Genomic DNA, 24617 nt, shown 5'->3' on the forward strand with positions numbered 1-24617 from the left:
CCCCGTGGAAATTGACTTGCATTGCCATAGCACAGCTTCCGATGGCGCCCTGGCGCCTGCGGTACTGGTCGCGCGTGCGTTCGAGAAAGGTGTGCGAGTCCTGGCCCTGACCGATCACGACACACTTGAAGGTCTGGACGAAGCCCGCACAGCGGCGCAGGCGCTGAACATGACCTTGATCAACGGCGTCGAATTGTCGTGTACCTGGGGCGGGGCCACGATTCATGTGCTCGGCTACGGTTTTGATGTCAATGCCCCGGCGTTGGTCGAGGCCATTGCCAAACTGCATGAGGGTCGCTGGCTGCGGGCCGAGGAGATCAGTCGCAAACTGGCGCTCAAGGGCATGCCCGGCGCACTTGAAGGCGCGCGGGCCATCCAGCAAGGGCTGGGTGACAGCGGTAATGCCCCGGCCCGTCCGCACTTTGCCGATTTTCTGGTCGAGGCCGGGTACGTCAAGGATCGCGCCGAAGCCTTTCGCAAGTGGCTGGGGGCGGGCAAGCTGGGCGACGTCAAACTGCATTGGCCGACTCTTGAAGACACGGTCGCCACCCTGCGTGCAGCCGGGGCCTGGGTAAGCCTGGCGCACCCGTCGCACTACGATTTCACCCGCAGCAAGCGCCGACGTCTGATTGGCGACTATATTCAAGCTGGGGGTCACGCTATTGAAGTGGTCAACGGGTATCAGCCAGCCGATCAGGTAGGCAGCCTGGCGATCCTTGCGCGTGAGTTCGGTCTGCTGGTCAGTGCCGGCAGTGATTTTCATGGTCCGGGAGGTTGGTCCGAGATTGGCGAGTACCGCCCGGTCCCGGAAGATCTGCCGCCATTGTGGTGTCGATTCAAATATGAACAGCCCACTGCTAACGTCTGAACAGGTAAACACTGTGAGTCAATTTTTCCAGATTCATCCGGAAAACCCTCAAGCGCGCCTGATCAAGCAGGCCGTCGAGATCATCAAAAAGGGTGGGGTGGTGATTTATCCCACCGATTCGTCCTATGCCGTGGGTTGCCAGATGGGCGACAAGGGTGCGATCGAGCGGATCAAGCGCCTGCGCAACCTGGACGACAAGCACAACTTCACCCTGATGTGCTGCGATCTTTCCCAGCTGGGGCTTTTCGCCAAGGTCGATACCGGCACGTTCCGTTTGCTCAAGGCTCACACGCCGGGACCTTACACCTTCATTCTCAACGCCACCCGCGAAGTGCCGCGCCTGCTGCTGCATCCCAAGCGCCGTACTATCGGCCTGCGCGTACCGAGCCACCCGATTGCGCTGGCGCTGCTTGAAGAGCTGGGCGAGCCGCTGATGAGCGTGACGCTGATTTTGCCGGGCGAAAGCGAGCCGATGGAAGATCCGTACGAGATTCGCAATGCCCTGGAAAAACAGGTCGACCTGATTATCGATGGCGGTTTTGGCGGCAACAAGGCCTCGACCGTGATCAGCCTGGTCGACAGCGGTGATCCCGAGATTGTCCGTGTGGGTTGCGGCGATCCTGAACCGTTTATGGTCGAGGCCTGATGTCTGACGTTCAAGCTCCTGAGGCGGTAGAGGCCCAGGCCGGTGTCCAGCAAGAACTGTCGCTCGCTATGGTCTATGGCCAGGCGGTCATCGAAATGCCGCAAGACCTGTACATCCCTCCGGATGCGCTGGAGGTGTTCCTCGATGCCTTTGAAGGCCCGCTCGACCTGCTGCTGTACCTGATCCGCAAGCAAAACATCGATATCCTCGACATTCCGGTGGCTGAAATCACCCGCCAGTACATGGGCTATGTCGAGCTGATGAAAACCGTACGCCTGGAGTTGGCCGCCGAGTACCTGGTGATGGCCGCCATGCTGGCCGAGATCAAGTCCCGCATGCTGTTGCCTCGCTCGGTCGAAATCGAAGAGGACGAGGGCGACCCCCGTGCCGAACTGATTCGCCGCTTGCAGCAATACGAGCGTTTCAAGGCTGCCGCTGAAGGGATTGAAGGGTTGAGCCGGGTAGGGCGCGAGGTGTTTGTGCCCAAACTCGATGCCCCTGAAGCCCGGGCCCGCAAGCTGGTGCCGGATGTGGCGCTGGAAGAGTTGCTGATGTCCATGGCTGAAGTGTTGCGCCGAACCGACATGTTTGAAAGCCATCAGGTCAGCCGTGAGGCCCTGTCGACCCGCGAACGCATGAGCGACGTGCTCGAACGCCTCAAGGGCGGCGGCTTTGTGCCTTTTGTCGAGCTGTTTACTGCCGAAGAAGGCAAGTTGGGCGTGGTCGTGACGTTTATGGCCGTGCTTGAACTGGTCAAGGAGTCGCTGGTCGAGCTGGTGCAAAATGAACCCTTCGCGCCGATCCATGTGCGGGCAAGAGCCGAATAAAGAGCTGAAACCATGAATTTGACTGAACCCCGCGAGCTTGCCTCCTTGCTTGAGGCCTTTCTGTTGGCCTCGGGAAAGCCGCAAAGCCTTGAGCGCCTGTTTGAACTGTTTGAAGAAGGTGAGCGTCCGGAACCGCCTGTATTTAGGAAGGCCCTGGAACTGCTGCGCAAATCCTGCGATGGCCGAGCGTTTGAACTCAAGGAAGTTGCCTCGGGCTATCGCCTGCAGATTCGAGAAAAGTACTCGCCGTGGGTCGGGCGTTTGTGGGAAGAGCGCCCGCAGCGCTACTCGCGAGCCATGCTTGAAACCATGGCGCTGATTGCCTATCGCCAGCCCATCACGCGGGGCGAGATTGAAGACGTGCGAGGTGTGGCGGTTAACAGCCACATCGTCAAAACCCTGCTTGAGCGAGAGTGGATCCGCGTGGTGGGCTATCGCGACGTGCCGGGCAAGCCTGCGATGTTCGCAACCACCAAGGGTTTTCTCGATCACTTCAACCTCAAGAGCCTCGACGAACTGCCGCCGCTGGCCGAGTTGCGCGAGCTTGAGCCTGATCCGATCCTCGATTTCGACGACGCTCCGGTGCCTGCGCACCTTCAGGCCCTGGCCGACGAAAGCGCCGAGCCGGAAGAGCCCAAGGATGAAACCAGCTTCCGTACCCTGCTGACGGAACTGGACTCGATGGAAGAAGGTCTCAAGACCGACTTTGACGATTTGCTGCGCGACGCTGTGCCCGTCGATGTTCCGGAGCCGGAAGCAGAGGTAGCGGTAGCGGTAGAGGTCGAAGTAGAGGTGCAACCACAACCGGCGCAACCCTCTGCGGCCGAGCTGGCCCGCGAGCGATTGCGCGCTGCCGTTGCGGCCCTTGAGCAGCGATCGGCCTTGAGCGATGAAGAGCGTGAGGCTCAGGCACTGGCTGAAGCCATCGAGCAGGAGCGCCGCGAGCAGCAAGATTGACAAATCTTTGTAGTCGCTGCCGAAGGCTGCGATCGAGCCCGCAGGGGTCGTGCTTTTTAAAACGAAGGTACTGCGGCAGCCTTCGGCAGCGACTACACATAAGTGGGAGGGCAGTAATGACTTCACCCAAAGACCCCTGCATCGGCGTCTGCAAATTTACCGATGACATCTGCATCGGTTGCGGGCGCACCAAGCGTGAAATCAAGGCCTGGAAGAAACTCGGCAAAGACGAAAAGCGTGCAGTGCTGGCGGAGTCGGCGCTGCGTTTGCTGGCGTTTGAGGCCACCGGTCGGCGGAAAAAGAAGTAAGTCGGCCACTTCGTGACTAGCCTTTGATGCGCAATGGCCAACATCAGCGTATGATTCGCGACCCTTTGGCGCTCGATAGAGCCCCAAGGCCCATTTTTAACACTTCAGGCGTTCGCCTGAATTGACACACCGGGAGGTGCCCAGATGAGTGATCTAGACCCTAAAGACAGCCAGGAAATTGGCCCAGCAGGCGAAAAACTGCAAAAAGTCCTCGCCCGTATTGGCGTTGGCTCGCGTCGCGACGTAGAGAGTTGGATCAGCCAGGGCCGTATCAAGGTCAATGGCAAGGATGCAACCCTGGGTCTGCGCGTAGACCTGCACGACGCCATCTCCATCGATGGCAAGGTGATCAAGCGTGAAGAGGCAGCCGAGTCGGTTCGCCGCGTGATCATGTACAACAAACCCGACGGCGAAATCTGCACCCGTGACGACCCTGAAGGCCGTCCGACCGTGTTCGACAAACTGCCGCGTCCAAAAGAAGGCCGCTGGATCAACATCGGCCGCCTGGACATCAACACCACCGGCTTGCTGATGTTCACCACCGACGGTGAGCTGGCCAACCGCCTGATGCACCCTTCCTACGAAATGGACCGTGAATACGCGGTACGTGTACGTGGCGAAGTGGATGACGAGATGATCGAGCGCCTCAAGGCTGGCGTTGTGCTGGAAGACGGCCCTGCGCGTTTCACCGACATCAAGCAGGCTCCGGGCGGCGAAGGTTTCAACCATTGGTACCACTGCGTAGTGATGGAAGGCCGTAACCGTGAAGTACGTCGCCTGTGGGAATCCCAGGGCCTGGTGGTCAGCCGCCTGAAGCGCGTGCGTTTCGGTCCGGTGTTCCTCAACTCCGACCTGCCGATGGGTCGCTGGCGCGAAATGAGCCAGTTTGAGGTTGATATCCTCAGTGCTGAAGTTGGCCTCACGCCGGTTGCCATGCCGCAGATGAACGCCAAGAGCAAAGACAAGCTGGAGCGTATGCAGCGTAAATCCTCGCGCCCTGTGGCTCGTGGTGATCGTGTTGCCCGCGTTCTGCGTCCGGCCGAAGGTGCCCCGTTGGCTCCGCGTCCAGCCCGTCAGCCACACATCGAAGGCGAGCGCCCGGCGCGTCCTGCCCGCGATGAGGCTGCTCGTCCGGCACGCAAGCCGGCAGGTCGCACTGACCGCGTACCTGCGGGTCGTGGTGCGCCGGTTGCCGAGCGTCCGAGCGAAGTCAACAAGCGTCCAACCAAGCCAAGCCGTTCAGGCCCCAAGCTGGTTGACGATGCACCGTCGGGCAAGCGTCGTGGCGCTCCGGCCGGTTCCGGCCAGCGTCCAGGCTTTGGCCGTCGCAAGCCGCAGTAAGCGTTAAGCGCTGTACAAAAAACGCCAGCCCCTCGGGGTTGGCGTTTTTTTATGCCTGAAAAACGCCTTCGGCAGGTGCAGCAGGCAATAAATTAGGTGGAAAATAATCGTTACAGCTCGTCAACAAATTCATACGAATTCAGCCACTTACCGCCCTTAAACCGCTGAAATCACTTCGCTGTAATGAAAATTTGCCGAGTTTTATAGAATTAGGACACTTCCTACATAGATTGCGGCTTGTTTCGTCTTGCTATCGGCTGTGTGATGGGATCTTGCCTACGTGCGGGTGTACAATGCGCCGCGTTTTAACTGTGACTCAATTGCGTACCCGCGCATTTTGCCAAGGCTGCACGCCTTGAAAATTCCGCAATGCCACAAGCGTTGCGGGTTCGATTCCGTCACAGATAAAAACAAACAGGTGACGCATGACTCGTGAAACAACCTTGGATTCCTGGCGCCTGCGCTGGGGTTTGATTTGTGTTGTAGACCCTTCGATCACTGCCTCTGGTGCTCAAGCTACAACGCACTGAATCACATCAAACCTTGTGTGGGACCTTTTCAATGAGTGGAAATACCTCGCATTCGGGCGAGCTGAAACGCGGCCTGAAAAATCGTCATATTCAGCTGATTGCCCTCGGTGGCGCGATTGGTACTGGCCTGTTCCTCGGTTCGGCCGGGGTGCTGAAGTCAGCCGGTCCATCGATGATTCTGGGCTATGCGATCTGCGGCTTCATTGCCTTCATGATCATGCGCCAGCTCGGCGAAATGATCGTCGAAGAACCGGTCGCCGGTTCTTTCAGTCACTTTGCCCATAAGTACTGGGGTGGTTTTGCCGGCTTCATGTCGGGCTGGAACTGCTGGGTGCTCTACATTCTGGTGGGCATGTCGGAACTGACCGCCGTCGGCAAGTACGTGCACTACTGGTGGCCGGAAATCCCGACCTGGGCCTCGGCAGCAGCCTTCTTTGTCCTGATCAACCTCATCAACCTGACCAACGTCAAAGTGTTTGGCGAGGCCGAGTTCTGGTTCGCGATCATCAAGGTCGTGGCGATCGTCGGCATGATCGCCCTTGGCAGCTACCTGCTGGTCAGCGGCAGCGGCGGTCCTCAGGCATCGGTCAGCAACTTGTGGGAGCACGGCGGCTTTTTCCCGAACGGGACGACCGGTCTGATCATGGCCATGGCCTTTATCATGTTCTCCTTCGGCGGTCTGGAAATGCTCGGTTTCACCGCAGCAGAAGCCGACAAGCCGCGCACCGTGATCCCCAAGGCGATCAATCAGGTGATCTACCGCATCCTGATTTTCTACATCGGTGCCCTGGTGGTTCTGCTGTCGTTGACCCCGTGGGACTCGTTGCTTGAAACCCTCAACGCCGGTGGCGACAGCTACAGCAGCAGCCCGTTCGTGCAAGTGTTCTCGATGCTGGGCAGCAACACGGCGGCCCATATCCTCAACTTTGTGGTCCTGACCGCAGCGTTGTCGGTGTACAACAGCGGCACCTACTGCAACAGCCGCATGCTGTTGGGTATGGCGCAGCAGGGTGACGCACCCAAAGTGCTGGCCAAAATCGACAAGCGCGGTGTGCCGGTCAACTCGATCCTGGCTTCGGCTGCCGTCACGGTGATTGCGGTCCTGCTCAACTACCTGATGCCACACGATGCGCTGGAACTGCTGATGTCCCTGGTAGTGGCCACCCTGGTGATCAACTGGGCGATGATCAGCTTCTCCCACGTCAAGTTCCGCCAGCACATGGACAAAACGGCGCAAGTCCCGCTGTTCAAGGCCTTGTGGTATCCATACGGCAACTACATCTGCCTGGCATTTGTAGCGTTCATTCTGGTGATCATGTTGTTGATCCCGGGGATTCGCGTGTCGGTGTATGCGATTCCGGTGTGGGTGGTCTTTATGTGGGTGTGCTACCTGATCAAAAACAAGCGCGCGGTGCAGGCATCGGCTGCGGCTTACAGCTCTGCCAAATAAGCTGAGCGGTTAATCCAGCAAACCCGGCCATTGCGCCGGGTTTGTTGTTTGTGGGGTATCCTGCACGCCCCGAAGACGGACCCATTTTTGATGCTGGTGATTTCCAATAACGTGCACATCCCCGATGCCGAGATCGAACTGACGGCAATCCGCGCCCAGGGTGCGGGCGGGCAGAACGTCAACAAGGTGTCGAGCGCCATGCATTTGCGCTTCGATATACCCAACTCGTCGTTGCCGCCGTTTTACAAGGAGCGGCTGCTGGCGCTGCGCGACAGTCGGATCACCAGTGATGGCGTGCTGATCATCAAGGCTCAGCAATACCGCACCCAGGAACAAAACCGGGCGGATGCGCTGGAGCGTCTGGTGGAGTTGATCGTCAGTGCGACCAAGGTGGAGAAAAAGCGCCGTCCGACCAAGCCGACCCTGGGTTCGAAGAAGCGTCGCCTGGAATCAAAGACCAAGCGTGGCAGCATCAAGGCAGGGCGGGGCAAAGTAGATTTCTGAAGGGGTCAGGCTCGGGCTCTCTGAGCCTGGCGATACAGATAAACACTCAGCAGCAATCCACTGAACGCTGCCAGTGCCGCGAACAAGAAGATCGAAGCAAAGCCAAAACCTGCCGCCACAGCGCCCACCAGCGGGCCGGTAATGCCCAGTGACAGATCGATGAACAGCGAGTACGCGCCCACGGCCGCACCACGGCTGGAGGCGGGCACCAGGTTGACGGCTTCAACCCCCAGCGCCGGGAACACCAGCGAGAAGCCGAAACCGCTCAGGGCCGCGCCCGCCAGTGCCAGTTGCGGGTTCGGTGCCAGCCACAGCAACAGCAGGCCCAGGGTCTCGACGCTCAGGCAGGCAATCGCCACCCGAAAACCGCCGATCCTGTTGATAAAATTGCCAAACACCAGGCGTGCACCGATAAAGCTGGCACCGAACAGGCTCAGGCACAGCACCGCGTTTTCCCAGTTGTTGGTCGCGTAGTAAAGGGTGATGAAGGTCGCAATGGTGCCAAAGCCGATCGAGCCCAATGCCAGCCCGGCCCCGTGGGGGAACACGCGCCCCAGGACATGCAGGAACGGCAGGCGCACACCGCTGACGATGGGCGCAGCGCGCTTGGGCCATGCCAGCAGCAAGCCCACCAGCGCCAGCAATATAATGCTTACGCCCATGCTCCACATGCCCAAGTGCCCGACCATCACCACGCCTAATGGCGCGCCAATGGCAATGGCCCCGTAACTGGCGATGCCGTTCCAGGAAATCACCTTGGCGGTGTTGGCCGCGCCGACCCGGCCAATGCCCCAGCCGATGGAGCCTGAGCCCACCAGGCTTTCGGCGCTGCCCAATACCAGGCGTCCGACCAGCAGGCTGGCAAGGCTAAGCGCCGGCATCGCGGTCAGCCAGCTGGAAGCCAGCATGAAGACGCCGCTCAGGCCGCAGCCCGCCAGGCCATACATCACGGCGCGCTTGCTGCCCAGGTTATCGATGATGCGGCTGGCGTAGGGGCGGCTCAGCAACGTGGCCAGATATTGCACACTGATCACCAGCCCGGCGATGACGGTGCCATAGCCCAGGTGGTTGTGCACGTATCCGGGCAGCACGGCCAGCGGAATGCCGATATTCAAATAGCCAATAAAGGTGAACAGAACGATGGAGACCACTTGCAGGGTGATCGCCATAGGACGCTGTGTTTCGGGCATGGGGTAGGGGTCCTGCGGGGTGCGGTTGACGCAGATTACAATGGTGCAACCAATTGTGTCGCGATTAAAGCGGCCAAGGCGTTTTCCTGGGTGCCGAAACGCTTGAGCAAGGTTGCTTGCTTTTCGGGGCTGAGACGCTCCCAGAGGTCGATCATTTTTTCGGCGGTGCCGATCAGGACGCTGGCTTGGGTTTCGCTGAAAGTGTCAGTCACGCTTGAATCCGGAATAGGGGGGGTGGAGCGATTGTGTCAGACGGTATGAAAAACAAGATGCTTTTCGCACCGTCTGATTGTGAGCCGTCAGTCTTCGCTGTCGGCCTGGAGGCTTTCTGAGGCCTCATCCAGAGCGCTTATTTCGCCACTGGTGTGTTGCGGGACTGGCTGCTCGGTTTCGTGCAGGCTTGGGAAGGGGAGGTTTGGGATCTCGTGCATCGTCGCGCTCCTCGCAAGGTGTGTTTTAAGTAGCTTGCTAAGGATACAGGACAGAGTGTGACAATTTGTCTTTTTATTGCGTCTGGGGGGAATTGTATTGAAATTTCATCTGGCGGCGTAAGAACCCTGTAGTCGCTGCCGAAGGCTGCGTGAGGTCTGCGTGAAGGCTGCGGTGAGCTCGAGACAACGGGTTGCTCCGCAACCCTTCGCAGCCTTCGGCAGCGACTACAGGTACAGGATCAGTACAAAATCAACGGGTACAAACCTGCGCAATCGCCTTGGCCAGCAGGCTCAGGCGGGTGCCGTCGACGCCGGCCATGTTGGCGCGGCCAGAACCGACCATGTAGACGCTGTGTTTCTCGCGCAACAACTGGACTTGTTCCTGAGTCAGGCCGGTGTAGGAAAACATTCCGCGTTGCTCATTGATGTGAGCGAAGTGTTCGGCCAGCCCGAATGGCGCCAGTGCTTCCACAAGCCCGCTGCGCAAGTGCGCGATGCGGCTGCGCATGGCTTCCACTTCGTCGATCCACAGGTTTTTAAGCGCTGCATCGCCGAGGATGGTTGCGACCACCGCCGCACCATGATCCGGCGGGTTGGACCACAGGTTGCGCGCCAGGTAGGCCAGCTGGCTGCGGATATCCGTCAGCTTTTCGGCATCATTGGCACACACGATCAAGGCGCCAACCCGCTCGCGGTACAGGCCGAAGTTCTTCGAGCATGAACTGGTGATCAGCACTTCCGGCAATTCGCTGACGAACAGGCGAGTTGACCAGGCATCTTCCTGCAGGCCGTCACCGAAGCCCTGGTAAGCGAAGTCGATCAGCGGCAGCAGTTCGCGACGGCGTACCACCTCCAGCACCTGCAGCCAGTCAGCCTGGGACAGGTCGAAACCGGTCGGGTTGTGGCAGCAGGCGTGAAGCAGAACCACATCGCCTTTTGGCGCGTGTTCCAGTGCCTGAAGCATCGCCGCGACGTTGAGCTTGTTGTCGCGGCCCACATACGGGTAGTGGCTGATCTTCAGCCCGGCAGCGGCAAAGATGGTTTCATGGATCGGCCATGTCGGATCGCTCAGCCAGATGCCCCGGCCCGGCAGGCATTGCGCGATAAAGTCGGCGCTCAGGCGCAGCGCGCCGGTGCCGCCCGGGGTTTGGGTGGCTCCCGCACGTTTGCCCGCCAGCAGCGGCGAACCCTCACCCAGTACCAGCTCGCTGATCAATTGCCCAAAACGGCTGTCGCCATGACCGCCGATATAGGTTTTGGTCAGTTGCTGGTCGACCAGGCGCTGTTCGGCTTTCTTGACCGACTGCAAGATCGGCGTCAGGCCATTGGCGTCCTTGTAGACGCCCACGCCCAGGTCGAACTTGTCCGGGTTGCTGTCTTGCTTATAGGCGTCCATCAAACCGAGAATCGGGTCGCCCGGTACCCGACCTATGGCGTCGAAGTGCATTATTTGCGGCCTTCAGCGGTTTTGGCGACTTCGTCAGTGCGTGCGGCCATGATGAAATCGTTGCGGTGCAGGCCCTTGATCGAGTGGCTCCACCAGGTCACGGTCACCGAGCCCCACTCGGTCAGCAGGCCAGGGTGATGGCCTTCGGCTTCTGCGATTTCGCCCACGGCATTGGTGAAGGCCAGTGCGAACTTGAAGTTCTTGAACAGAAAGACCTTTTCCAGCTGCATGATGCCGTCGCGAACTTCGATGTTCCAATCCGGAATTTGCTTGATCAGTACCGGCAGTTCTTCGTCGCTGACCTGTGGAGCATCGGCGCGGCAGGCTTCGCAGTGGGCTTGGTTCAGTGCGTTCATGGTGGATTCCTGAATTCAGTTTTTATTGATATGTAAAAAGACGTGTTATGCCGCTTTCGGTTTAGGCGCAAATTTGGGCGCATGCAGGCCCATTGTCATGCCTTTTTCGACCATGCCCATGATGTCTTCGTGGGCCAGATCAAACAGACGCTTCAAGTCCGGCAGGACAAAATACAGCGGCTGCAAAATATCGATGCGATACGGCGTGCGCATGGCTTCCAGCGGATCGAAGGCCTGATGTTCCGGTTCTGACGACAGGCTGTAAACCGTTTCTTTGGGCGACGAAAGAATCCCGCCGCCATAAATGCGTTTGCCTTCCGGGGTGTCCACCAGGCCAAACTCGATGGTCATCCAGTACAGGCGGGCCAGATACACCCGTTGTTCCTTGCTCGCTTGCAGCCCCAGCTTGCCGTAGGTGTGGGTGAATTCGGCAAACCACGGGTTGGTGAGCAGCGGGCAGTGGCCGAAAATCTCGTGGAAAATGTCTGGCTCTTGCAGGTAATCCAGCTCTTCAGGGGTGCGAATGAAGGTCGCTACCGGGAACTGCTTATTGGCCAGCAATTCAAAGAAGGTCTGGAAGGGGATCAGTGCGGGAACGCGGGCAACTTGCCAGCCAGTGGTGGCACCCAGTACCTGATTGATTTCGCTCAGTTGCGGGATGCGATCGTGGGGCAGGCCCAGCTTTTCGATGCCTTGCATGTACTCTGGGCAGGCGCGGCCTTCCAGCAGTTTGAGCTGACGGGTGATCAGCGTATTCCACACCGCGTGTTCGGCAGGTGTGTAGTCGATAAAGCCATTGGCATCCGGCTCACGGGCGACGTATTTCGTTTGCTTCATGGGGCTCTCCGCAAGGAAATCGTTTTTATTATTCGGTGTTGTTGCGATGCCTTAGTGATACCCCAAGTGATTGCTCCGTGCAGCTAGCCTAAAGCCAGTAATGCTGGGATGATGGCGATTATTCGTAAAGTATTCGTTACGATGTGAGGGTTTGGCTGTCATTGCTCAGTTTTAAACAGCGCAACTGTCACAAAATCGTGACGATGAAATGCCTGCCAGCGCATTAAATATCCCCAAATGTGGGAGCGGGCTTGTTCGCGATTGCAGCCATGAGGTGTACCCGCCAGATCGCGGTGCCTGAATCGCGAGCAAGCCCGCTCCCACCTTTGATCTTCATTTTCAGGAACTGCCGAGCCATCCCCATGCGTATCAAAGTCCACTGCCAAAACCGGATTGGCATCCTTCGCGACATCCTTAACCTGTTGGTCGCCTACGGCATCAACGTGAAGCGGGGGGAGGTCGGGGGCGATCAGGGCAACGCGATTTATCTGTACTGCCCCAATCTGATCAACCTGCAGTTCCAGGCCCTGCGTCCGAAGTTTGAAACCATCGCCGGAGTGTTCGGAGTCAAGCGCGTAGGTTTGATGCCCAGTGAGCGCAGGCATATGGAGCTCAATGCCTTGCTCGGGGCCCTGGAGTTTCCGGTGCTGTCCATTGACATGGGAGGCTGCATCGTCGCCGCCAACCGTGCGGCTGCGCAGTTGCTGGGGGTACGGGTCGACGAGGTGCCGGGCATTTCCCTGTCCCGTTATGCCGAAGACTTCGACCTGCCCGAGCTGGTGCGGGTCAACAAGTCGCGGATCAACGGCTTGCGGGTCAAGATCAAGGGGCTTGTGTACCTGGCTGACATTGCACCCTTGCAACTGGAGCACGATGAAAGCGAAGCGATGGCCGGTGCCGTCTTGACCCTGCACCGTGCCGACCGCGTGGGCGAGCAAATCTACAACGTGCGCAAACAGGAGTTGCGAGGCTTCGACAGTATTTTCCAAAGCTCCAAGGTCATGGCTGCCGTGGTGCGTGAAGCCCGGCGCATGGCGCCACTGGACGCGCCTCTCTTGATAGAAGGCGAAACCGGCACCGGCAAAGAACTGCTGGCGCGCGCCTGCCACCTGGCCAGCCCCCGTGGGCAGTCGCCACTGATGGCGCTCAACTGTGCCGGGCTGCCCGAGTCGATGGCTGAAACCGAGCTGTTCGGGTATGGGCCGGGGGCTTTTGAAGGCGCACGGGCCGAAGGCAAGCTCGGCCTGCTTGAGCTGACAGCAGGCGGTACGTTGTTTCTTGATGGTGTAGGCGAAATGAGTCCGCGCTTGCAGGTCAAACTGCTGCGCTTTTTGCAGGATGGCTGCTTTCGGCGTGTGGGCAGTGATGAAGAGGTGTATCTGGATGTGCGGGTAATGTGCGCCACCCAGGTCGACCTGTCCGAGCTGTGCGCCCGCGGGGAGTTTCGCCAGGACCTCTACCACCGGCTCAACGTGCTGTCCCTGCATATTCCGCCGCTGCGCGATTGCCTTGACGGGCTGGAGCCTCTGGTCGAGCACTTCCTGGATCAGGCCAGCCGGCAGATCGGTTGTTCGCTGCCGCGTCTGGCGCCTGCCGCAATGGACCGCTTGAGCCACTACCACTGGCCCGGCAATGTGCGTCAATTGGAGAACGTGCTGTTCCAGGCGCTTTCGCTGTGTGATGGCGGCGTGGTCAAGGCCGAGCATATTCGCCTGCCGGACTACGGCGTGCGCCAGCCGCTGGGCGAGTTCTCGCTGGAAGGCGGGTTGGACCACATTGTCGGCCGTTTCGAAAAGGCGGTGCTGGAGCAACTGTATTCCGAGCACCCCAGCAGCCGATTGCTGGGCAAGCGACTGGGGGTTTCCCACACCACCATCGCCAACAAGCTGCGTGAGTACGACATCATCAAGCCGGGCTAGCGTGTGAGGTGTCGCCCTGGGGAGTGCTCGGCAACTAGCCCTTGAAGCTTCCCGCCACGCCCTTTGCCTGATCCAGCCAGCCCCTGGTTGGCTCAGCCTGGGGCGTTTGTGTTTGCAGCGCTTGTTCCAGCAGGTTGTTGGCTTTAAGTGCTTGCGCGGCCTTGAGGATCGAAATCAAATTATCCGTAGTGGCGGTTTTTTCGGTCAATGCAGGTGGCACGGGCAGCGCCTGGGCCGCTTTCACTGCGTCGCCGGTGTTTTTGGTAAAGGCGCATACGGTTTCTATGTTTTCGATCATCGGCAGTGACAGGCGGGTCACGGTGTCAAACGCACTGATAAACGGGAACTCCACCTTGCCGCGAAGCACCGGGGTGCCCAGGCTTGGCAGAATCAGCCCCACCAGATAACGCGGGTTCTGGCGCCTGATCGTCAGGCCGACACTGGCCACCGCCAGGGCCACGCCCACCACACGCCCAACGTTCACCAGCAGCGACAGTTCGTTGTTGGATTGAGTGTCGAAGAAGATCCCGCGGTACCGAAAGTAGTCGCTAAACACCTCCCGCTCGTTCAAGGCCGCGTTCATGAACCAGGCGCGGGAATCATGCACATGCTCGTCAAACAGGCCCACGATCGCCCAGGCTTTGTCGTTCACCGGCTTGCCGTTGGCGCCGAACAGCAGGGCGTAATTTTCTTCACCGGCCTGGCGCAGCTTGGCATAGTGCTCGGCCTCATCCTGGCCGTTGGTCATATACACCAGCCCGCCCACCAGGGTGTTGGCGAGGGTGCCAAAGCTGATCATCTCGCTCAAGGTCAGGTTCCACTCCGGCACGTAGTCGCGCCGAAAGTCGGCCATGGCGTTGCTCAACTGGCGGTAATCCAGGTTGGGCTCGAACACTTTGCTGGTGTTGAACGAGGCGGCAGGTTGGGTGCCGGTGCGCTTTTCATAAGCCTCTTTTGTGGCTTGATGTTTTTTTTGCGACGCCCGCTCGGCGTCTGACCAGACCGGTGCTTTAGAGCCGGCGCGCAGGGCGGCATCTTCTTCGAGCTGCATGGCGTGCAGGGCCTCGAACGCGTCGACTTCGTCGCCGTTCATATCGCTCGTGGGGCCGTTTTGCAGCACCCGCCGATTGAGACTCGTCCACTTGATCCAGTTCATGGCGTAACGGCTGATGCGCCAACCGGTAATCACCCCGGCCTCGCGGGCCATGACCTCTTCCAGCGGGCCGTTGTCCATATTGTCGAGCCAGGTGTTGAAACGTTCGATCAGGGTGGGGTCGACGTCGTATTCTCGGGCTGTTGATCCGGCCATAACTAACCACGGCCATCGTACTTCCAACTCAGCGCCTAGTGCCGACTGCGGGGCCTGCAATGGCGCCCCAACCTTGTACGCCTCGCTGTACATATGATGCAGGGCAATTTGCGATAACACCTCATGGCCACCTGCTGCAGCTTTGCCCTGATCGCCGGGCGGGTAGCCGCCGCCAACGTCGGAGTGCATGCCGGGGTAGATATATTCCGTGGTGCCGTTGCGATAGGTGGACAGGCAGTTCGGGTCATCCGGATCGGCCTGGCGCCGGATCGAGTCCAGGGGAAAGCAACTGCGCTGCTCGTGGGCTGCCACCATATGCACGCAGCGCTCCAGAAATTCTTCGGAGTCGGACAGGCGCAGGGTGCCGTCGGCCCAGCCCATGTGGCCTGCGGCAAATGGCGCCAGATAGGGGATACCCACTGAGGCCACGGTATCGAACAGCCCCATAAACACAATCTTGATCGGCAGCCCGGCAAACAGGTAGCAGGTGGTGCCTTCCACTTCGACCTTGGTCAGGGCTTCCAGCCAGTTGGCAAATGCCCGCGCCTGGGCGGCGCCCCGTGAAAAGCCGTACACGAACAGGCGTATGGCCTTGATGGTCGGGATGGTCTTGCCGGCATGAGCGGCGTCGATCTGGGCTTTGAGTTCGGCCAGGGGCTGGGCCAACACTTCCTTGCGGCGGGTATAGCTGTTTTTGAAGACCGAAGCTGCGAGCATATCTTCGGTGAGACTGGTGCCCATTTTTTGTACCAGAGCGTAGCTTTCCGACATGGTCGGCGGCTTTTGATGGCACGCTTTTTTCAGCGCATCTATCAAACGGGTCAGCCCCCAGTTGATCCGGTTCTCTCCGCCTGTCGACATCGTCAAACCTTGGCTATCTGGTTTGAATTCGCCTATTTCCTTGAACTCGGTGCCAACGCCTTGCATGTAATAGGCATAGAAGCCTTCATTCTCAGACGTTTCCTTGTCATCCCTGCCTAAACTTGCGTGATACAGGCGTGCCACATTGGTAGTGGTCGAAGGCAAAGCCAGGCTGTCTGTTGGTTCATGGTTGTTGGTGCCGTCAAAGCAAAGGGTGATCGTCACGATTTGCATACAGGGCCGGCCCGCGTAAGCCCATCCGGCTGCATGAGCAGCGTCCATTGCTTGTTGTTCGAACGGGTCGAAGGCTTGCTGTTGCTTTCGATAATTGAAAAGCACATCTCCCGGTGTTTGGGGTAAAAGCCCGCCCATTTTGAAGTCGGGGGTCAGGCTGAGAAATTCGCCAGTGGATCTTTTAGGGCGCGGCGTCATGGTTTCGGACATGTGGCAGGCTCCTGCATTTTTTGAGGGTAATGAAACGGATAATCCGGCAGGCCGGGATAGGTCGCTCCAGCCGATACCGCGACCTGGTTACACGGCAAGAAATGCACGTTCACAAGTCCCAGATCTTCATACGGCGCAACAGCGGCAACAGCGCGATGGCGGGTGTAGTGGGTTTCGTGCTCATCCATACGTTTTCGCCACCCATCAGAAAACATCGGCTCAGGCCATCTTCCGTAGGCATACGGATCAGGGTCTTTTTCCCACTCGACCACTACGGTCAAGCCGGGGTGCCATTTCACGGGAAGCGTGGCGCAGCAGTTCTGTTTGCCGCCGCCGCCATAGGGGCTGATGTTGGGCCCGCCATTGCCATTGACCGAAAACCGGTTAATCGCCGCCGAGGTATGGCTATAACCCTCGATTGGCGCGCCCAGTCGGTCAGGCAGGGAGTCGGCACAGCCCTGTAGCGCAATCCCGGCGATAAACATCACCAGCAGTGAGCGAGTCATGGTTTCGGACATGTGGCAGGCTCCTGCATTTTTTGAGGGTAATGAAACGGATAATCCGGCCGGCCGGGATAGGTCGCTCCAGCTGATACCGCAACTTGGTTACATGGTAAGAAATGCACGTTTACAAGCCCCAACTCTTCATACGGCGCCACTGCTACAACGGCGCGATGGCGTGTGTATTGAGCTTCGTGCTCTTGAGCGGCCTTGGACCAGGCATCGGAATACCGGGGCTTGGGCCAGTCGGCATACGCATGCGGATCAGGGTCTTTCTCCCACTCGACCACCACGGTCAAGCCGGGGTGCCATTTCACGGGAAGCGTGGCGCAGCAGTTCTGTTTGGCGCCGCCGCCATAGGGGCTGATGTTGGGTCCGCCATTGCCATTCACGGAAAACCGGTTGATCGCCGCCGAGGTATGGCTATAGCCCTCGATTGGCGCGCCCAGTCGGTCAGGCAAGGCGTCGGCACAGCCCTGTAGCAAGAGGGCGCTGATTGATATCAAAAGATGCAAGCGGTTCATGAGTGGGTCTTGTCTCTTGTCAGGCTTATTGAAAGAACAGCGCCCAGTGCAATGCCAATGGGTGTTTGCCAAGTGTCTTTGAAGTATCAGTGAGATTATTAAGATGCCCGCGAGCGCGGCTGAAGTTCGGGCGTCTTGTAACTATCAAGTCTGATGTCGATAAAATCAATGCTCTTTGGGTTGTTGATATAAGTTTGCCAATGCAGGGGGGTGAAGTGTTTAAACAAATAAACGAAACTTATAAAAGTGCGCAAGAAGTTGCGCAGTACTGTTCGGTTTCTTGTGTTTTAGTCGGCAGATAACTGTTCGTCAGTTTGTTCTTGTAATAAGTGTGCAACTTCTTGCGCACTGGTTAATACCGAGCATTTGCGTGAATTGTCGGCGCCAGGATTGTCAGAGGCAGGTTGGGGGCAAGGGATGCGCAAGGCTTTGCGGGTTTTGCGTCGTCAGCGACACGTTTCTGGCCATGCATTGCCGCAACCGGCATAACCCCGCCGTTTTCATCCCGCTGATCTTGCCCCGCACCGCACCCCATCTCCTCGCAAACCCGCGCCGCACAGCGTCAAAAAATAGTTGGTGCGCAAATTGCTTTAACCACGGCAGTACAGCGGTGGGCGGCAAGCGTCCGTCAGACAGAGGAAAGACTGTGGACAAGTACCTATATGTGGCAATGACCGGCGCCAGTCAGAACGCTCTGGCGCAAAAGGCCCATGCCAACAATTTGGCGAACATCTCGACCAACGGTTTTCAGCGTGACCTGGAACAGGCCCGTTCGATGCCGGTGTTCGGTGACAGCTTTCCTGCGCGTGCCTTTGCCTTGAGCGAACGCCCTGCGACCGACTTCACTCCCGGCGCTCTGGTTGAAACAGGGCGGGATCTGGATGTGGCCGTGTCCGGCGATGGCTGGCTGGCCGTGCAGGCACCCGACGGCAGTGAGGCCTATGTGCGTACCGCGAGCATGAATGTGGACGCCCTGGGCATTCTGCGTGCTGGCAACGGGATGCCGATTATGGGCAACGGCGGGCCGATCGCGGTGCCGCCCCAGCAACAGATCGAAGTCGGCCAGGACGGCACCATCAGCATTCGTGCCCAGGGCGAAGGCCCACGGGTGATGGCGCAAGTGGACCGCATCAAGCTGGTCCAGCCGGACCTGAAAACCATGAGCAAGGGCCTGGACGGCCTTATCCACACCAACGACGGCCAACCGGCGCCAGCCGACGCCAACGTGCAGGTGGTCTCGGGGTTTCTGGAGGCGAGCAACGTCAATGCCGTCGATGAAATGACCTCGGTGCTGGCTCTGTCCAAGCAGTTCGAACTGCACATCAAAATGATGAACACCGCCAAAGAAGACGACCAGGCCATGACTCGGGTCTTGTCCATCAGCTAATTACTTGAACGCAGCGCCGAAAAACCGGCGCGCGAGGAGAGCACCATGCTTCCGGCACTGTGGGTTGCAAAAACAGGTTTGGCTGCACAAGACACCAACCTGACCACCATTTCCAACAACCTGGCCAACGTTTCGACTACCGGTTTCAAACGTGATCGCGCCGAGTTCCAGGACTTGCTCTACCAGATCAAGCGCCAGCCAGGTGCCCAGTCGACCCAGGACAGCGAACTGCCGTCGGGGCTGCAAGTGGGGACCGGGGTACGCATCGTAGGCACACAGAAAAACTTCTCCGCCGGTAGCCTGCAGACCACCGACCAGCCGCTGGACATGGCAATCAATGGCCGTGGTTTTTTCCAGATCATGCAGCCCGACGGGACCACGGCCTACAGCCGCGACGGTACTTTCCACCTGGATGCCAACGGCCAGATCGTCACCGCCAGCGGCTTTGCCCTGGAGCCGGCGATTGTGGTGCCCGCCGATGCCCAGACCTTCACCGTCGGCCAGGACGGCACCGTGTCGGTGACCATCGCCGGCAACCCGGCCGCCCAGGTGATCGGCAACGTGCAGACCGCCGACTTTATCAACCCGGCCGGTTTGCAGTCCCAGGGCGGCAACCTGTTCCTGGAAACCGCGTCCAGCGGCGCGCCGCAAATTGGTACCCCCGGCCTCAACGGCTTCGGTTTGACCATGCAGAGCATGCTTGAGACTTCGAACGTCAGCACCGTGGAAGAGATGGTCAACATGATCACCACCCAGCGCGCCTACGAGATGAACTCGAAAGTGATCTCCACGGCTGACCAGATGTTGTCGTTCGTCACGCAAAACCTGTAATTACGTGAAATAGCGGGAGAGCTCATGAAGCGCTTGTTTTCTGTTCTGGCACTGGGCGCCATTACCTTTGTGGCCGGTTGCGTCAGTCCGCCGCCGCGGGCCAACGATCCGTACTACGCGCCGGTCCTGCCGCGCACGCCGCTGCCGGCTGCGGCCAATAACGGTTCGATTTACCAGGCTGGCTTCGAGCAGAACCTGTACAGCGACCGCAAGGCGTTCCGCATTGGCGACATCATTACCATCACCCTGAACGAGCGGACGCAGGCGAGCAAAAACGCCAACTCGGCCATCGGCAAAAACAGCAACACCAGTATTGGCCTGACTTCGTTGTTTGGCAGCGGCCTGACCACCAACAACCCCCTGGGCAGTGGTGATCTGAGCCTCAATGCCGGTTACAGCGGCAGCCGTGCCACCAAGGGCGACAGCAAGGCCGGGCAGGGCAACAGCCTCACCGGCTCCGTCACTGTGACCGTGGCCGACGTATTGCCCAACGGCATCATCGCCGTGCGCGGCGAGAAGTGGATGACCCTGAACACGGGTGACGAACTGGTGCGCATTGCTGGCCTGGTGCGCGCCGATGACATCTCCACCGACAACACCGTGTCTTCGACCCGCGTGGCCGATGCGCGCATTACCTATTCGGGGACCGGCTCGTTTGCCGATGCGAGTCAGCCAGGCTGGTTTGACCGATTCTTCCTTAGCCCGCTGTTTCCCTTTTAGTGATGAACTTCACCATGCCCAACCTCAAGCATCTGCTGGCAGCCGTGTTGCTGTTGTCGACCTCCCTGGGCGTGCACGCCGAACGGTTGAAAGACATCGCCAGCATTTCTGGCGTGCGCTCCAACCAATTGATTGGTTACGGCCTGGTGGTCGGGTTGAATGGCACGGGCGACCAGACCACGCAAACCCCGTTCACCCTGCAAACCTTCAACAACATGCTGTCCCAGTTCGGCATCAAAGTGCCGCCAGGCTCGGGCAATGTGCAGCTTAAAAACGTTGCCGCGGTGTCCATCAGTGCCGACTTGCCAGCATTTGCCAAGCCGGGGCAGGTGATCGACATCACCGTTTCATCCATCGGCAACTCCAAAAGCCTGCGCGGCGGTACGCTGTTGCTGACGCCGCTCAAGGGGATTGATGGCAACGTGTATGCGGTCGCCCAGGGCAACCTGGTGGTGGGCGGTTTTGATGCAGAAGGCCGTGACGGCTCGAAGATCACCGTCAACGTTCCGTCGGCCGGGCGCATTCCGGGCGGGGCCTCGGTGGAGCGTGCGGTGCCCAGTGGCTTCAACCAGGGCAACAGCCTGACCCTGAACCTCAACCGTTCGGACTTCACCACGGCCAAGCGCGTAGTGGACAAGATCAACGACCTGCTCGGCCCGGGTGTGGCGCAGGCGATTGATGGCGGCTCGATCCGTGTTACCGCGCCGCTGGACCCAAGCCAGCGGGTTGATTACCTGTCGATCCTGGAAAACCTCGAAGTCGATCCGGGGCAGGCGGTGGCCAAGGTCATCATCAACTCGCGCACCGGCACTATCGTGATCGGCCAGAACGTCAAGGTATCGCCTGCCGCCGTGACCCACGGCAGCCTGACCGTCACCATTACCGAAGACCCGATTGTCAGCCAGCCCGGGCCGCTGTCCAACGGCGAAACCGCTGTGGTGCCGCGCTCGCGCCTCAATGCCCAGCAGGAAGCCAAGCCGATGTTCAAGTTCGGCCCGGGCACCACCCTGGACGAGATCGTACGGGCGGTGAACCAGGTCGGCGCGGCCCCAGGGGACTTGATGGCGATTCTCGAAGCACTGAAACAGGCCGGCGCCTTGCAAGCCGACCTGATCGTGATCTGAGGCCGACATCATGGACATGCGTAAGAGCGGGGTGGTCAGTGGCAGCGATTCGGGAGCGTTTACCGACCTTAATCGGCTGAACAACCTGAAGGTCGGCGACCGTGAAAGCGATGCCAACATGCGCAAGGTGGCGCAGGAATTTGAGTCGCTGTTCCTGAATGAAATGCTCAAGTCCATGCGCTCGGCCAATGAAGTGCTGGGCAAGGACAACCCGCTCAATACCCCAGCGGCCAAGCAGTATCAGGAAATGTACGACCAGCAACTGTCGGTGACCTTGTCCCGCCAGGGCGGCGGTATCGGTCTGGCTGACGTGTTGATGCGCCAGATGTCGAAAAACAAATCCGCCGTGCCGGGGGAGGCTGCGGCGACCACGGCACTGACCGCCGAAGTCAAAACCCCGACGGGCACCGCCACCGGCGACAGCCCGTTTGTTCGTAGCAGTGGCCAGCGTCCGTTGTGGGCTTCGCGGGTCACCCTCGCGCCGGATGCGGCAGCCGGCGGGCACAAAAATGACATGGTCATGCTCAATCAGCGGCGCCTGGCGTTGCCCACCAAGCTGACCGACCGCTTGTTGGCCGGGATCGTACCTTCGGCCGACCCTGCGCGCTCAACCCTCAATACGGGCGCCGTGCCGGGCCGCACTTCGCCGGGGCTGGACGCGGTGCTCAAGGGCGGTCGCCAGCCGATGCTCAGCGCCAGTGGCGCACAAGGGCGGATGCAGATTTACGGGCGTGCCGTGGCGCAGCCGCCACTGGCCCCGGCCAAGCAGGCGTTCAGCTCCCCCGATGCGTTCGTCGCGACGATGCTGCCGATGGCGCAGCAGGCCGCCGACCGTATTGGTGTCGATCCGCTGTATCTGGTGGCGCAAGCGGCACTGGAAACCGGCTGGGGCAAGTCGGTGATGCGCCAGCAGGACGGCAGCAGCAGCCATAACCTGTTCGGCATCAAGGCCACCGGCAACTGGCAGGGTGCGCAAGCGCGGGCCATCACCAGTGAGTTCAAGGGCGGGCAGATGGTCAAGGAGACGGCGGACTTCCGCTCCTACGATTCCTATCAGGACAGCTTCCACGATCTGGTCACGCTGTTGCAGAGCAACAATCGTTATAAAGAAGTGCTCAATGCGGCCGATAAACCGGAGCAGTTTGTACGTGAGTTGCAGAAGGCCGGTTACGCAACCGACCCTGAATACGCGAGCAAGATTTCTCAGATAGCCAAGCAAATGAAAACCTACCAGAGCTACGCCTCGACGGGTTCTCTCACGAATTTATAAGGTTTGAACCATGGCGAGTTTGATCAACATCGGGATGTCGGGGCTGAACGCCAGCCAGGGCGCATTGGCCACCGTGGGCAACAACATTGCCAACGCCAATACCTCGGGCTATTCGCGTCAGCAAATTGTCCAGGGCAGTGGCGCCTCGCAACAGGTGGGCGGGGTGTTTATCGGCACCGGCACCACCCTGGCCGACGTGCGCCGCGTGTACAACGCCTACCTCGACGCCCAGTTGCAAACCACCACCTCGCTCAATGGCGATGCCCAGGCGTATCTGGATCAGATCGGCACGGTCGACAAGCTGCTGTCGGATAAAAACACCGGGGTTTCGGCCGCACTCAGCAGCTTTTTCAGCTCGCTGCAAACCTCCGCGGCGGCCCCCGGTGATGTGTCCGCGCGCCAGTTGCTGCTGACCAGCGCGCAAACCCTGAGCAACCGTTTCAACTCGATTTCGTCCCAGCTCAATCAGCAGAACGAAGGCATCAACAGCCAGCTGGACACCCTGACCTCGATGGTCAACCAGCACACGGCAACCATTGCTTCGCTGAACAAGCAGATCGCCCAGGCCACCACCGGTGGCAATACGCCGAACAACCTGCTGGATGCGCGCAACGAAGCGGTGCGCACGCTCAACGAGCTGGTGGGCGTTACGGTTCAGGAACACGACAACGTTTACGACATTACCCTGGGCACCGGGCAGGCGCTGGTGCAAGGCTCCACCTCCAATACCCTTTCGGCGGTGCCGGGCCAGGTCGATAAAAGCCAGTACAGCATCCAGATCAATTACCAGCAGTCCAGCTCCGATGTGACCTCGGTGCTCAGTGGCGGCAAGATCGGCGGCCTGCTGCGCTATCGCGACGATGTGCTTGCACCGGCGATCAACGATTTGGGGCGCACGGCAATAGTGGTGGCCGATGCCATCAACCAACAGTTGGGCCAGGGCCTGGATGCCAACGGCGAGTTTGGTTCGTCGCTGTTCACTAACATCAACAGCGAAAAGGCGATCACCCAGCGCAGCCTGGCGGCGACGGGCAACAGCGTCGGCTCAAGCAACCTGAACGTGAGCATCAGCGACAGCAGCCAGCTGACGGCTTACGACTACAAGGTGACCTTCACCAGTGCCACCGAATACACGATCCAGCGTTCTGACGGCCAGGATGCCAAGGGCCCGTTCAAGCTCGGTGACAAGCAGGTGGTTGACGGTTTTACCCTTCAGCTCCCGAAGGACGGTGCGGTCGCAGCGGGCGACACTTTCAAAGTCAGCCCCACCCGCAGCGGCGCGAGCAATATCGGTGTGCAAATGACCGATGCCAATAAGTTGGCGTTCGCCGGGCCCTTGGTGGCGGGGGCAGGCGGCTCCAACACCGGTACCGGGGCGGTGGGCGGTCTGAACCTGTCATCGGCGCTGGATATTTACAGCGGCACAAACCTGGGCCAGTCCCAGATCGAAGCCGCGATGCCGGTGCGCATTGTCTTTGATGGCGTGAATGGCGATGGCGCCCATGCTTACCGGGTGCTGAACGAAAAAGGCGAAAAAATCAGCGACGGCACCTATGTGCCGGGCCAGGACAACGCGGTCACTATCAAGGTGCCAGTCACCAACGCTGATGGCAGCGTGACCGATGTCAGCTTCGATGCCACCCTCAGTGGCACGCCGGGCAAGGGCGACAGCTTCGATATCCAGTTCAACAAGGACGGCAAGGCCGACAACCGCAACGCCAACGAACTGCTGGGCCTGCAGACCAAAGCGACGGTGGGGGCGGACAGCCAGGGCAATGGCGGCGTGAGCATGGCCACCTCCTACAGCCAGCTGGTGTCCAAGGTGGGCGGCAAGGCCAGTCAGGCCGCCGTCGACGGCACCGCCAACGGCGCGGCGCTGGCGTACGCCAAGGAAGTGCGCAGCTCGGTGTCCCAGGTCAACCTGGACGAAGAAGCGTCCAACCTGGTCAAGTTCCAGCAGTACTACACGGCCTCGTCGCAGATCATCAAAGCGGCGCAAGCAACCTTCAGCACGCTAATCAACAGTCTTTAAGGGA

Annotated in this window: 24 protein-coding genes; 15 read left to right on the forward strand and 9 right to left on the reverse strand. The window is 59.5% G+C overall.

Annotation, left to right across the window (positions count from 1 at the left end):
• The first annotated feature begins 4 nt into the window (after positions 1-4).
• The 8 genes from KO536_RS22145 (at position 5) to arfB (ending at position 7431) form a co-directional block, all read left to right on the forward strand.
• Positions 5-868, forward strand: a complete 864-nt coding sequence (locus KO536_RS22145; RefSeq protein WP_133079014.1) for a PHP domain-containing protein — start codon at positions 5-7, stop codon at positions 866-868.
• Positions 869-881: 13 nt separating this feature from the next.
• The gene (locus tag KO536_RS22150) at positions 882-1514 is read left to right on the forward strand and encodes an L-threonylcarbamoyladenylate synthase (RefSeq protein WP_133079015.1); all 633 of its coding nucleotides are present in this window, start codon (positions 882-884) and stop codon (positions 1512-1514) included.
• A gap of 128 nt (positions 1515-1642) precedes the next feature.
• Positions 1643-2341 carry a ScpA family protein gene (locus KO536_RS22155; protein ID WP_162207958.1) on the forward strand — a complete coding sequence of 233 codons (699 nt, stop codon included), beginning with the start codon at positions 1643-1645 and terminating at the stop codon, positions 2339-2341.
• Between the two features lie 12 nt (positions 2342-2353).
• Positions 2354-3298 carry an SMC-Scp complex subunit ScpB gene (gene scpB, locus KO536_RS22160; RefSeq protein WP_219262957.1) on the forward strand — a complete coding sequence of 315 codons (945 nt, stop codon included), beginning with the start codon at positions 2354-2356 and terminating at the stop codon, positions 3296-3298.
• A 116-nt stretch (positions 3299-3414) separates the two neighbouring features.
• Positions 3415-3606 (forward strand): DUF1289 domain-containing protein, encoded by a 192-nt coding sequence (locus KO536_RS22165; protein WP_133079018.1) that lies wholly within the window; start codon positions 3415-3417, stop codon positions 3604-3606.
• Positions 3607-3750: 144 nt separating this feature from the next.
• Positions 3751-4947 (forward strand): 23S rRNA pseudouridine(2605) synthase RluB, encoded by a 1197-nt coding sequence (gene rluB, locus KO536_RS22170; protein ID WP_133079019.1) that lies wholly within the window; start codon positions 3751-3753, stop codon positions 4945-4947.
• 561 nt (positions 4948-5508) lie between these two features.
• A complete protein-coding gene (locus KO536_RS22175; RefSeq protein ID WP_133079020.1) occupies positions 5509-6927 on the forward strand; it encodes an amino acid permease in 1419 nt (472 codons plus the stop codon).
• A gap of 90 nt (positions 6928-7017) precedes the next feature.
• Positions 7018-7431, forward strand: a complete 414-nt coding sequence (arfB, locus tag KO536_RS22180) for an alternative ribosome rescue aminoacyl-tRNA hydrolase ArfB (RefSeq protein WP_019828782.1) — start codon at positions 7018-7020, stop codon at positions 7429-7431.
• 5 nt (positions 7432-7436) lie between these two features.
• On the opposite strand, the gene KO536_RS22185 is transcribed toward arfB, so the two are convergent.
• The 6 genes from KO536_RS22185 to phhA all read right to left on the reverse strand — a co-directional run bounded on the left by KO536_RS22185 (position 7437) and on the right by phhA (position 11692).
• The gene (locus tag KO536_RS22185; protein WP_219262959.1) at positions 7437-8621 is read right to left on the reverse strand and encodes an MFS transporter; all 1185 of its coding nucleotides are present in this window, start codon (positions 8619-8621) and stop codon (positions 7437-7439) included.
• A gap of 35 nt (positions 8622-8656) precedes the next feature.
• Positions 8657-8833, reverse strand: a complete 177-nt coding sequence (locus tag KO536_RS22190) for a hypothetical protein (protein ID WP_019828784.1) — start codon at positions 8831-8833, stop codon at positions 8657-8659.
• An 87-nt stretch (positions 8834-8920) separates the two neighbouring features.
• Entirely contained in the window at positions 8921-9052 is a 132-nt protein-coding gene (locus KO536_RS24360; protein WP_257623040.1) for a hypothetical protein, read from the reverse strand.
• A 250-nt stretch (positions 9053-9302) separates the two neighbouring features.
• Positions 9303-10499 (reverse strand): amino acid aminotransferase, encoded by a 1197-nt coding sequence (locus tag KO536_RS22195; protein WP_257623041.1) that lies wholly within the window; start codon positions 10497-10499, stop codon positions 9303-9305.
• Entirely contained in the window at positions 10499-10855 is a 357-nt protein-coding gene (locus tag KO536_RS22200; protein ID WP_048360736.1) for a 4a-hydroxytetrahydrobiopterin dehydratase, read from the reverse strand. Before KO536_RS22200 ends, KO536_RS22195 begins: the two co-directional genes overlap by 1 nt.
• 45 nt (positions 10856-10900) lie before the next feature.
• Positions 10901-11692 carry a phenylalanine 4-monooxygenase gene (phhA, locus tag KO536_RS22205; RefSeq protein ID WP_133079023.1) on the reverse strand — a complete coding sequence of 264 codons (792 nt, stop codon included), beginning with the start codon at positions 11690-11692 and terminating at the stop codon, positions 10901-10903.
• 362 nt (positions 11693-12054) lie between these two features.
• Between phhA and KO536_RS22210 the strand changes: the two genes are divergently transcribed.
• Positions 12055-13611, forward strand: a complete 1557-nt coding sequence (locus tag KO536_RS22210) for a sigma-54-dependent transcriptional regulator (protein WP_219262961.1) — start codon at positions 12055-12057, stop codon at positions 13609-13611.
• Positions 13612-13645: 34 nt separating this feature from the next.
• On the opposite strand, the gene KO536_RS22215 is transcribed toward KO536_RS22210, so the two are convergent.
• From KO536_RS22215 to KO536_RS22225, 3 genes are read right to left on the reverse strand one after another with little or no spacing between them, the layout of a single operon-like run.
• Positions 13646-16225 carry a DUF2235 domain-containing protein gene (locus KO536_RS22215; protein ID WP_219262963.1) on the reverse strand — a complete coding sequence of 860 codons (2580 nt, stop codon included), beginning with the start codon at positions 16223-16225 and terminating at the stop codon, positions 13646-13648.
• Entirely contained in the window at positions 16210-16743 is a 534-nt protein-coding gene (locus KO536_RS22220; protein ID WP_219262965.1) for a DUF3304 domain-containing protein, read from the reverse strand. The genes KO536_RS22215 and KO536_RS22220 overlap by 16 nt, the downstream gene beginning before the upstream one ends.
• On the reverse strand, positions 16728-17249 hold the full coding sequence (locus KO536_RS22225; RefSeq protein WP_219262966.1) for a DUF3304 domain-containing protein: 522 nt from the start codon (positions 17247-17249) through the stop codon (positions 16728-16730). The genes KO536_RS22220 and KO536_RS22225 overlap by 16 nt, the downstream gene beginning before the upstream one ends.
• Before the next feature lie 646 nt (positions 17250-17895).
• Between KO536_RS22225 and KO536_RS22230 the strand changes: the two genes are divergently transcribed.
• The 6 genes from KO536_RS22230 to flgK are packed head-to-tail and all read left to right on the forward strand — an operon-like array spanning position 17896 to position 24613.
• Entirely contained in the window at positions 17896-18636 is a 741-nt protein-coding gene (locus KO536_RS22230) for a flagellar basal body rod protein FlgF (RefSeq protein WP_019828794.1), read from the forward strand.
• Between the two features lie 45 nt (positions 18637-18681).
• The gene (gene flgG, locus KO536_RS22235; protein ID WP_133075986.1) at positions 18682-19467 is read left to right on the forward strand and encodes a flagellar basal-body rod protein FlgG; all 786 of its coding nucleotides are present in this window, start codon (positions 18682-18684) and stop codon (positions 19465-19467) included.
• Positions 19468-19491: 24 nt separating this feature from the next.
• Positions 19492-20187 carry a flagellar basal body L-ring protein FlgH gene (flgH, locus tag KO536_RS22240; RefSeq protein ID WP_133075987.1) on the forward strand — a complete coding sequence of 232 codons (696 nt, stop codon included), beginning with the start codon at positions 19492-19494 and terminating at the stop codon, positions 20185-20187.
• A 14-nt stretch (positions 20188-20201) separates the two neighbouring features.
• A complete protein-coding gene (locus tag KO536_RS22245) occupies positions 20202-21311 on the forward strand; it encodes a flagellar basal body P-ring protein FlgI (RefSeq protein ID WP_133075988.1) in 1110 nt (369 codons plus the stop codon).
• A 10-nt stretch (positions 21312-21321) separates the two neighbouring features.
• Entirely contained in the window at positions 21322-22581 is a 1260-nt protein-coding gene (gene flgJ / locus KO536_RS22250; RefSeq protein WP_219262970.1) for a flagellar assembly peptidoglycan hydrolase FlgJ, read from the forward strand.
• Positions 22582-22591: 10 nt separating this feature from the next.
• Positions 22592-24613, forward strand: a complete 2022-nt coding sequence (flgK, locus tag KO536_RS22255; RefSeq protein ID WP_219262971.1) for a flagellar hook-associated protein FlgK — start codon at positions 22592-22594, stop codon at positions 24611-24613.
• The last annotated feature ends 4 nt before the right edge of the window (positions 24614-24617 follow it).

This window comes from Pseudomonas sp. NKUCC02_KPG (assembly GCF_019345465.1).
GTDB lineage: Bacteria > Pseudomonadota > Gammaproteobacteria > Pseudomonadales > Pseudomonadaceae > Aquipseudomonas.

What these genes read in the sequence shown, in the direction of transcription:
- rluB (WP_133079019.1), top strand. Translation starts at nt 3,751, where the DNA reads ATGAGTGATCTAGACCCTAAAGACAGCCAGGAAATTGGCCCAGCAGGC.
- KO536_RS22195 (WP_257623041.1), bottom strand. Translation starts at nt 10,499, where the DNA reads ATGCACTTCGACGCCATAGGTCGGGTACCGGGCGACCCGATTCTCGGT.
- KO536_RS22185 (WP_219262959.1), bottom strand. Translation starts at nt 8,621, where the DNA reads ATGCCCGAAACACAGCGTCCTATGGCGATCACCCTGCAAGTGGTCTCC.
- flgK (WP_219262971.1), top strand. Translation starts at nt 22,592, where the DNA reads ATGGCGAGTTTGATCAACATCGGGATGTCGGGGCTGAACGCCAGCCAG.
- KO536_RS24360 (WP_257623040.1), bottom strand. Translation starts at nt 9,052, where the DNA reads ATGCACGAGATCCCAAACCTCCCCTTCCCAAGCCTGCACGAAACCGAG.
- KO536_RS22245 (WP_133075988.1), top strand. Translation starts at nt 20,202, where the DNA reads ATGCCCAACCTCAAGCATCTGCTGGCAGCCGTGTTGCTGTTGTCGACC.
- flgG (WP_133075986.1), top strand. Translation starts at nt 18,682, where the DNA reads ATGCTTCCGGCACTGTGGGTTGCAAAAACAGGTTTGGCTGCACAAGAC.
- phhA (WP_133079023.1), bottom strand. Translation starts at nt 11,692, where the DNA reads ATGAAGCAAACGAAATACGTCGCCCGTGAGCCGGATGCCAATGGCTTT.
- arfB (WP_019828782.1), top strand. Translation starts at nt 7,018, where the DNA reads ATGCTGGTGATTTCCAATAACGTGCACATCCCCGATGCCGAGATCGAA.
- scpB (WP_219262957.1), top strand. Translation starts at nt 2,354, where the DNA reads ATGAATTTGACTGAACCCCGCGAGCTTGCCTCCTTGCTTGAGGCCTTT.
- KO536_RS22175 (WP_133079020.1), top strand. Translation starts at nt 5,509, where the DNA reads ATGAGTGGAAATACCTCGCATTCGGGCGAGCTGAAACGCGGCCTGAAA.
- KO536_RS22220 (WP_219262965.1), bottom strand. Translation starts at nt 16,743, where the DNA reads ATGTCCGAAACCATGACTCGCTCACTGCTGGTGATGTTTATCGCCGGG.
- flgJ (WP_219262970.1), top strand. Translation starts at nt 21,322, where the DNA reads ATGGACATGCGTAAGAGCGGGGTGGTCAGTGGCAGCGATTCGGGAGCG.
- KO536_RS22165 (WP_133079018.1), top strand. Translation starts at nt 3,415, where the DNA reads ATGACTTCACCCAAAGACCCCTGCATCGGCGTCTGCAAATTTACCGAT.
- KO536_RS22210 (WP_219262961.1), top strand. Translation starts at nt 12,055, where the DNA reads ATGCGTATCAAAGTCCACTGCCAAAACCGGATTGGCATCCTTCGCGAC.
- KO536_RS22215 (WP_219262963.1), bottom strand. Translation starts at nt 16,225, where the DNA reads ATGTCCGAAACCATGACGCCGCGCCCTAAAAGATCCACTGGCGAATTT.
- flgH (WP_133075987.1), top strand. Translation starts at nt 19,492, where the DNA reads ATGAAGCGCTTGTTTTCTGTTCTGGCACTGGGCGCCATTACCTTTGTG.
- KO536_RS22225 (WP_219262966.1), bottom strand. Translation starts at nt 17,249, where the DNA reads ATGAACCGCTTGCATCTTTTGATATCAATCAGCGCCCTCTTGCTACAG.
- KO536_RS22200 (WP_048360736.1), bottom strand. Translation starts at nt 10,855, where the DNA reads ATGAACGCACTGAACCAAGCCCACTGCGAAGCCTGCCGCGCCGATGCT.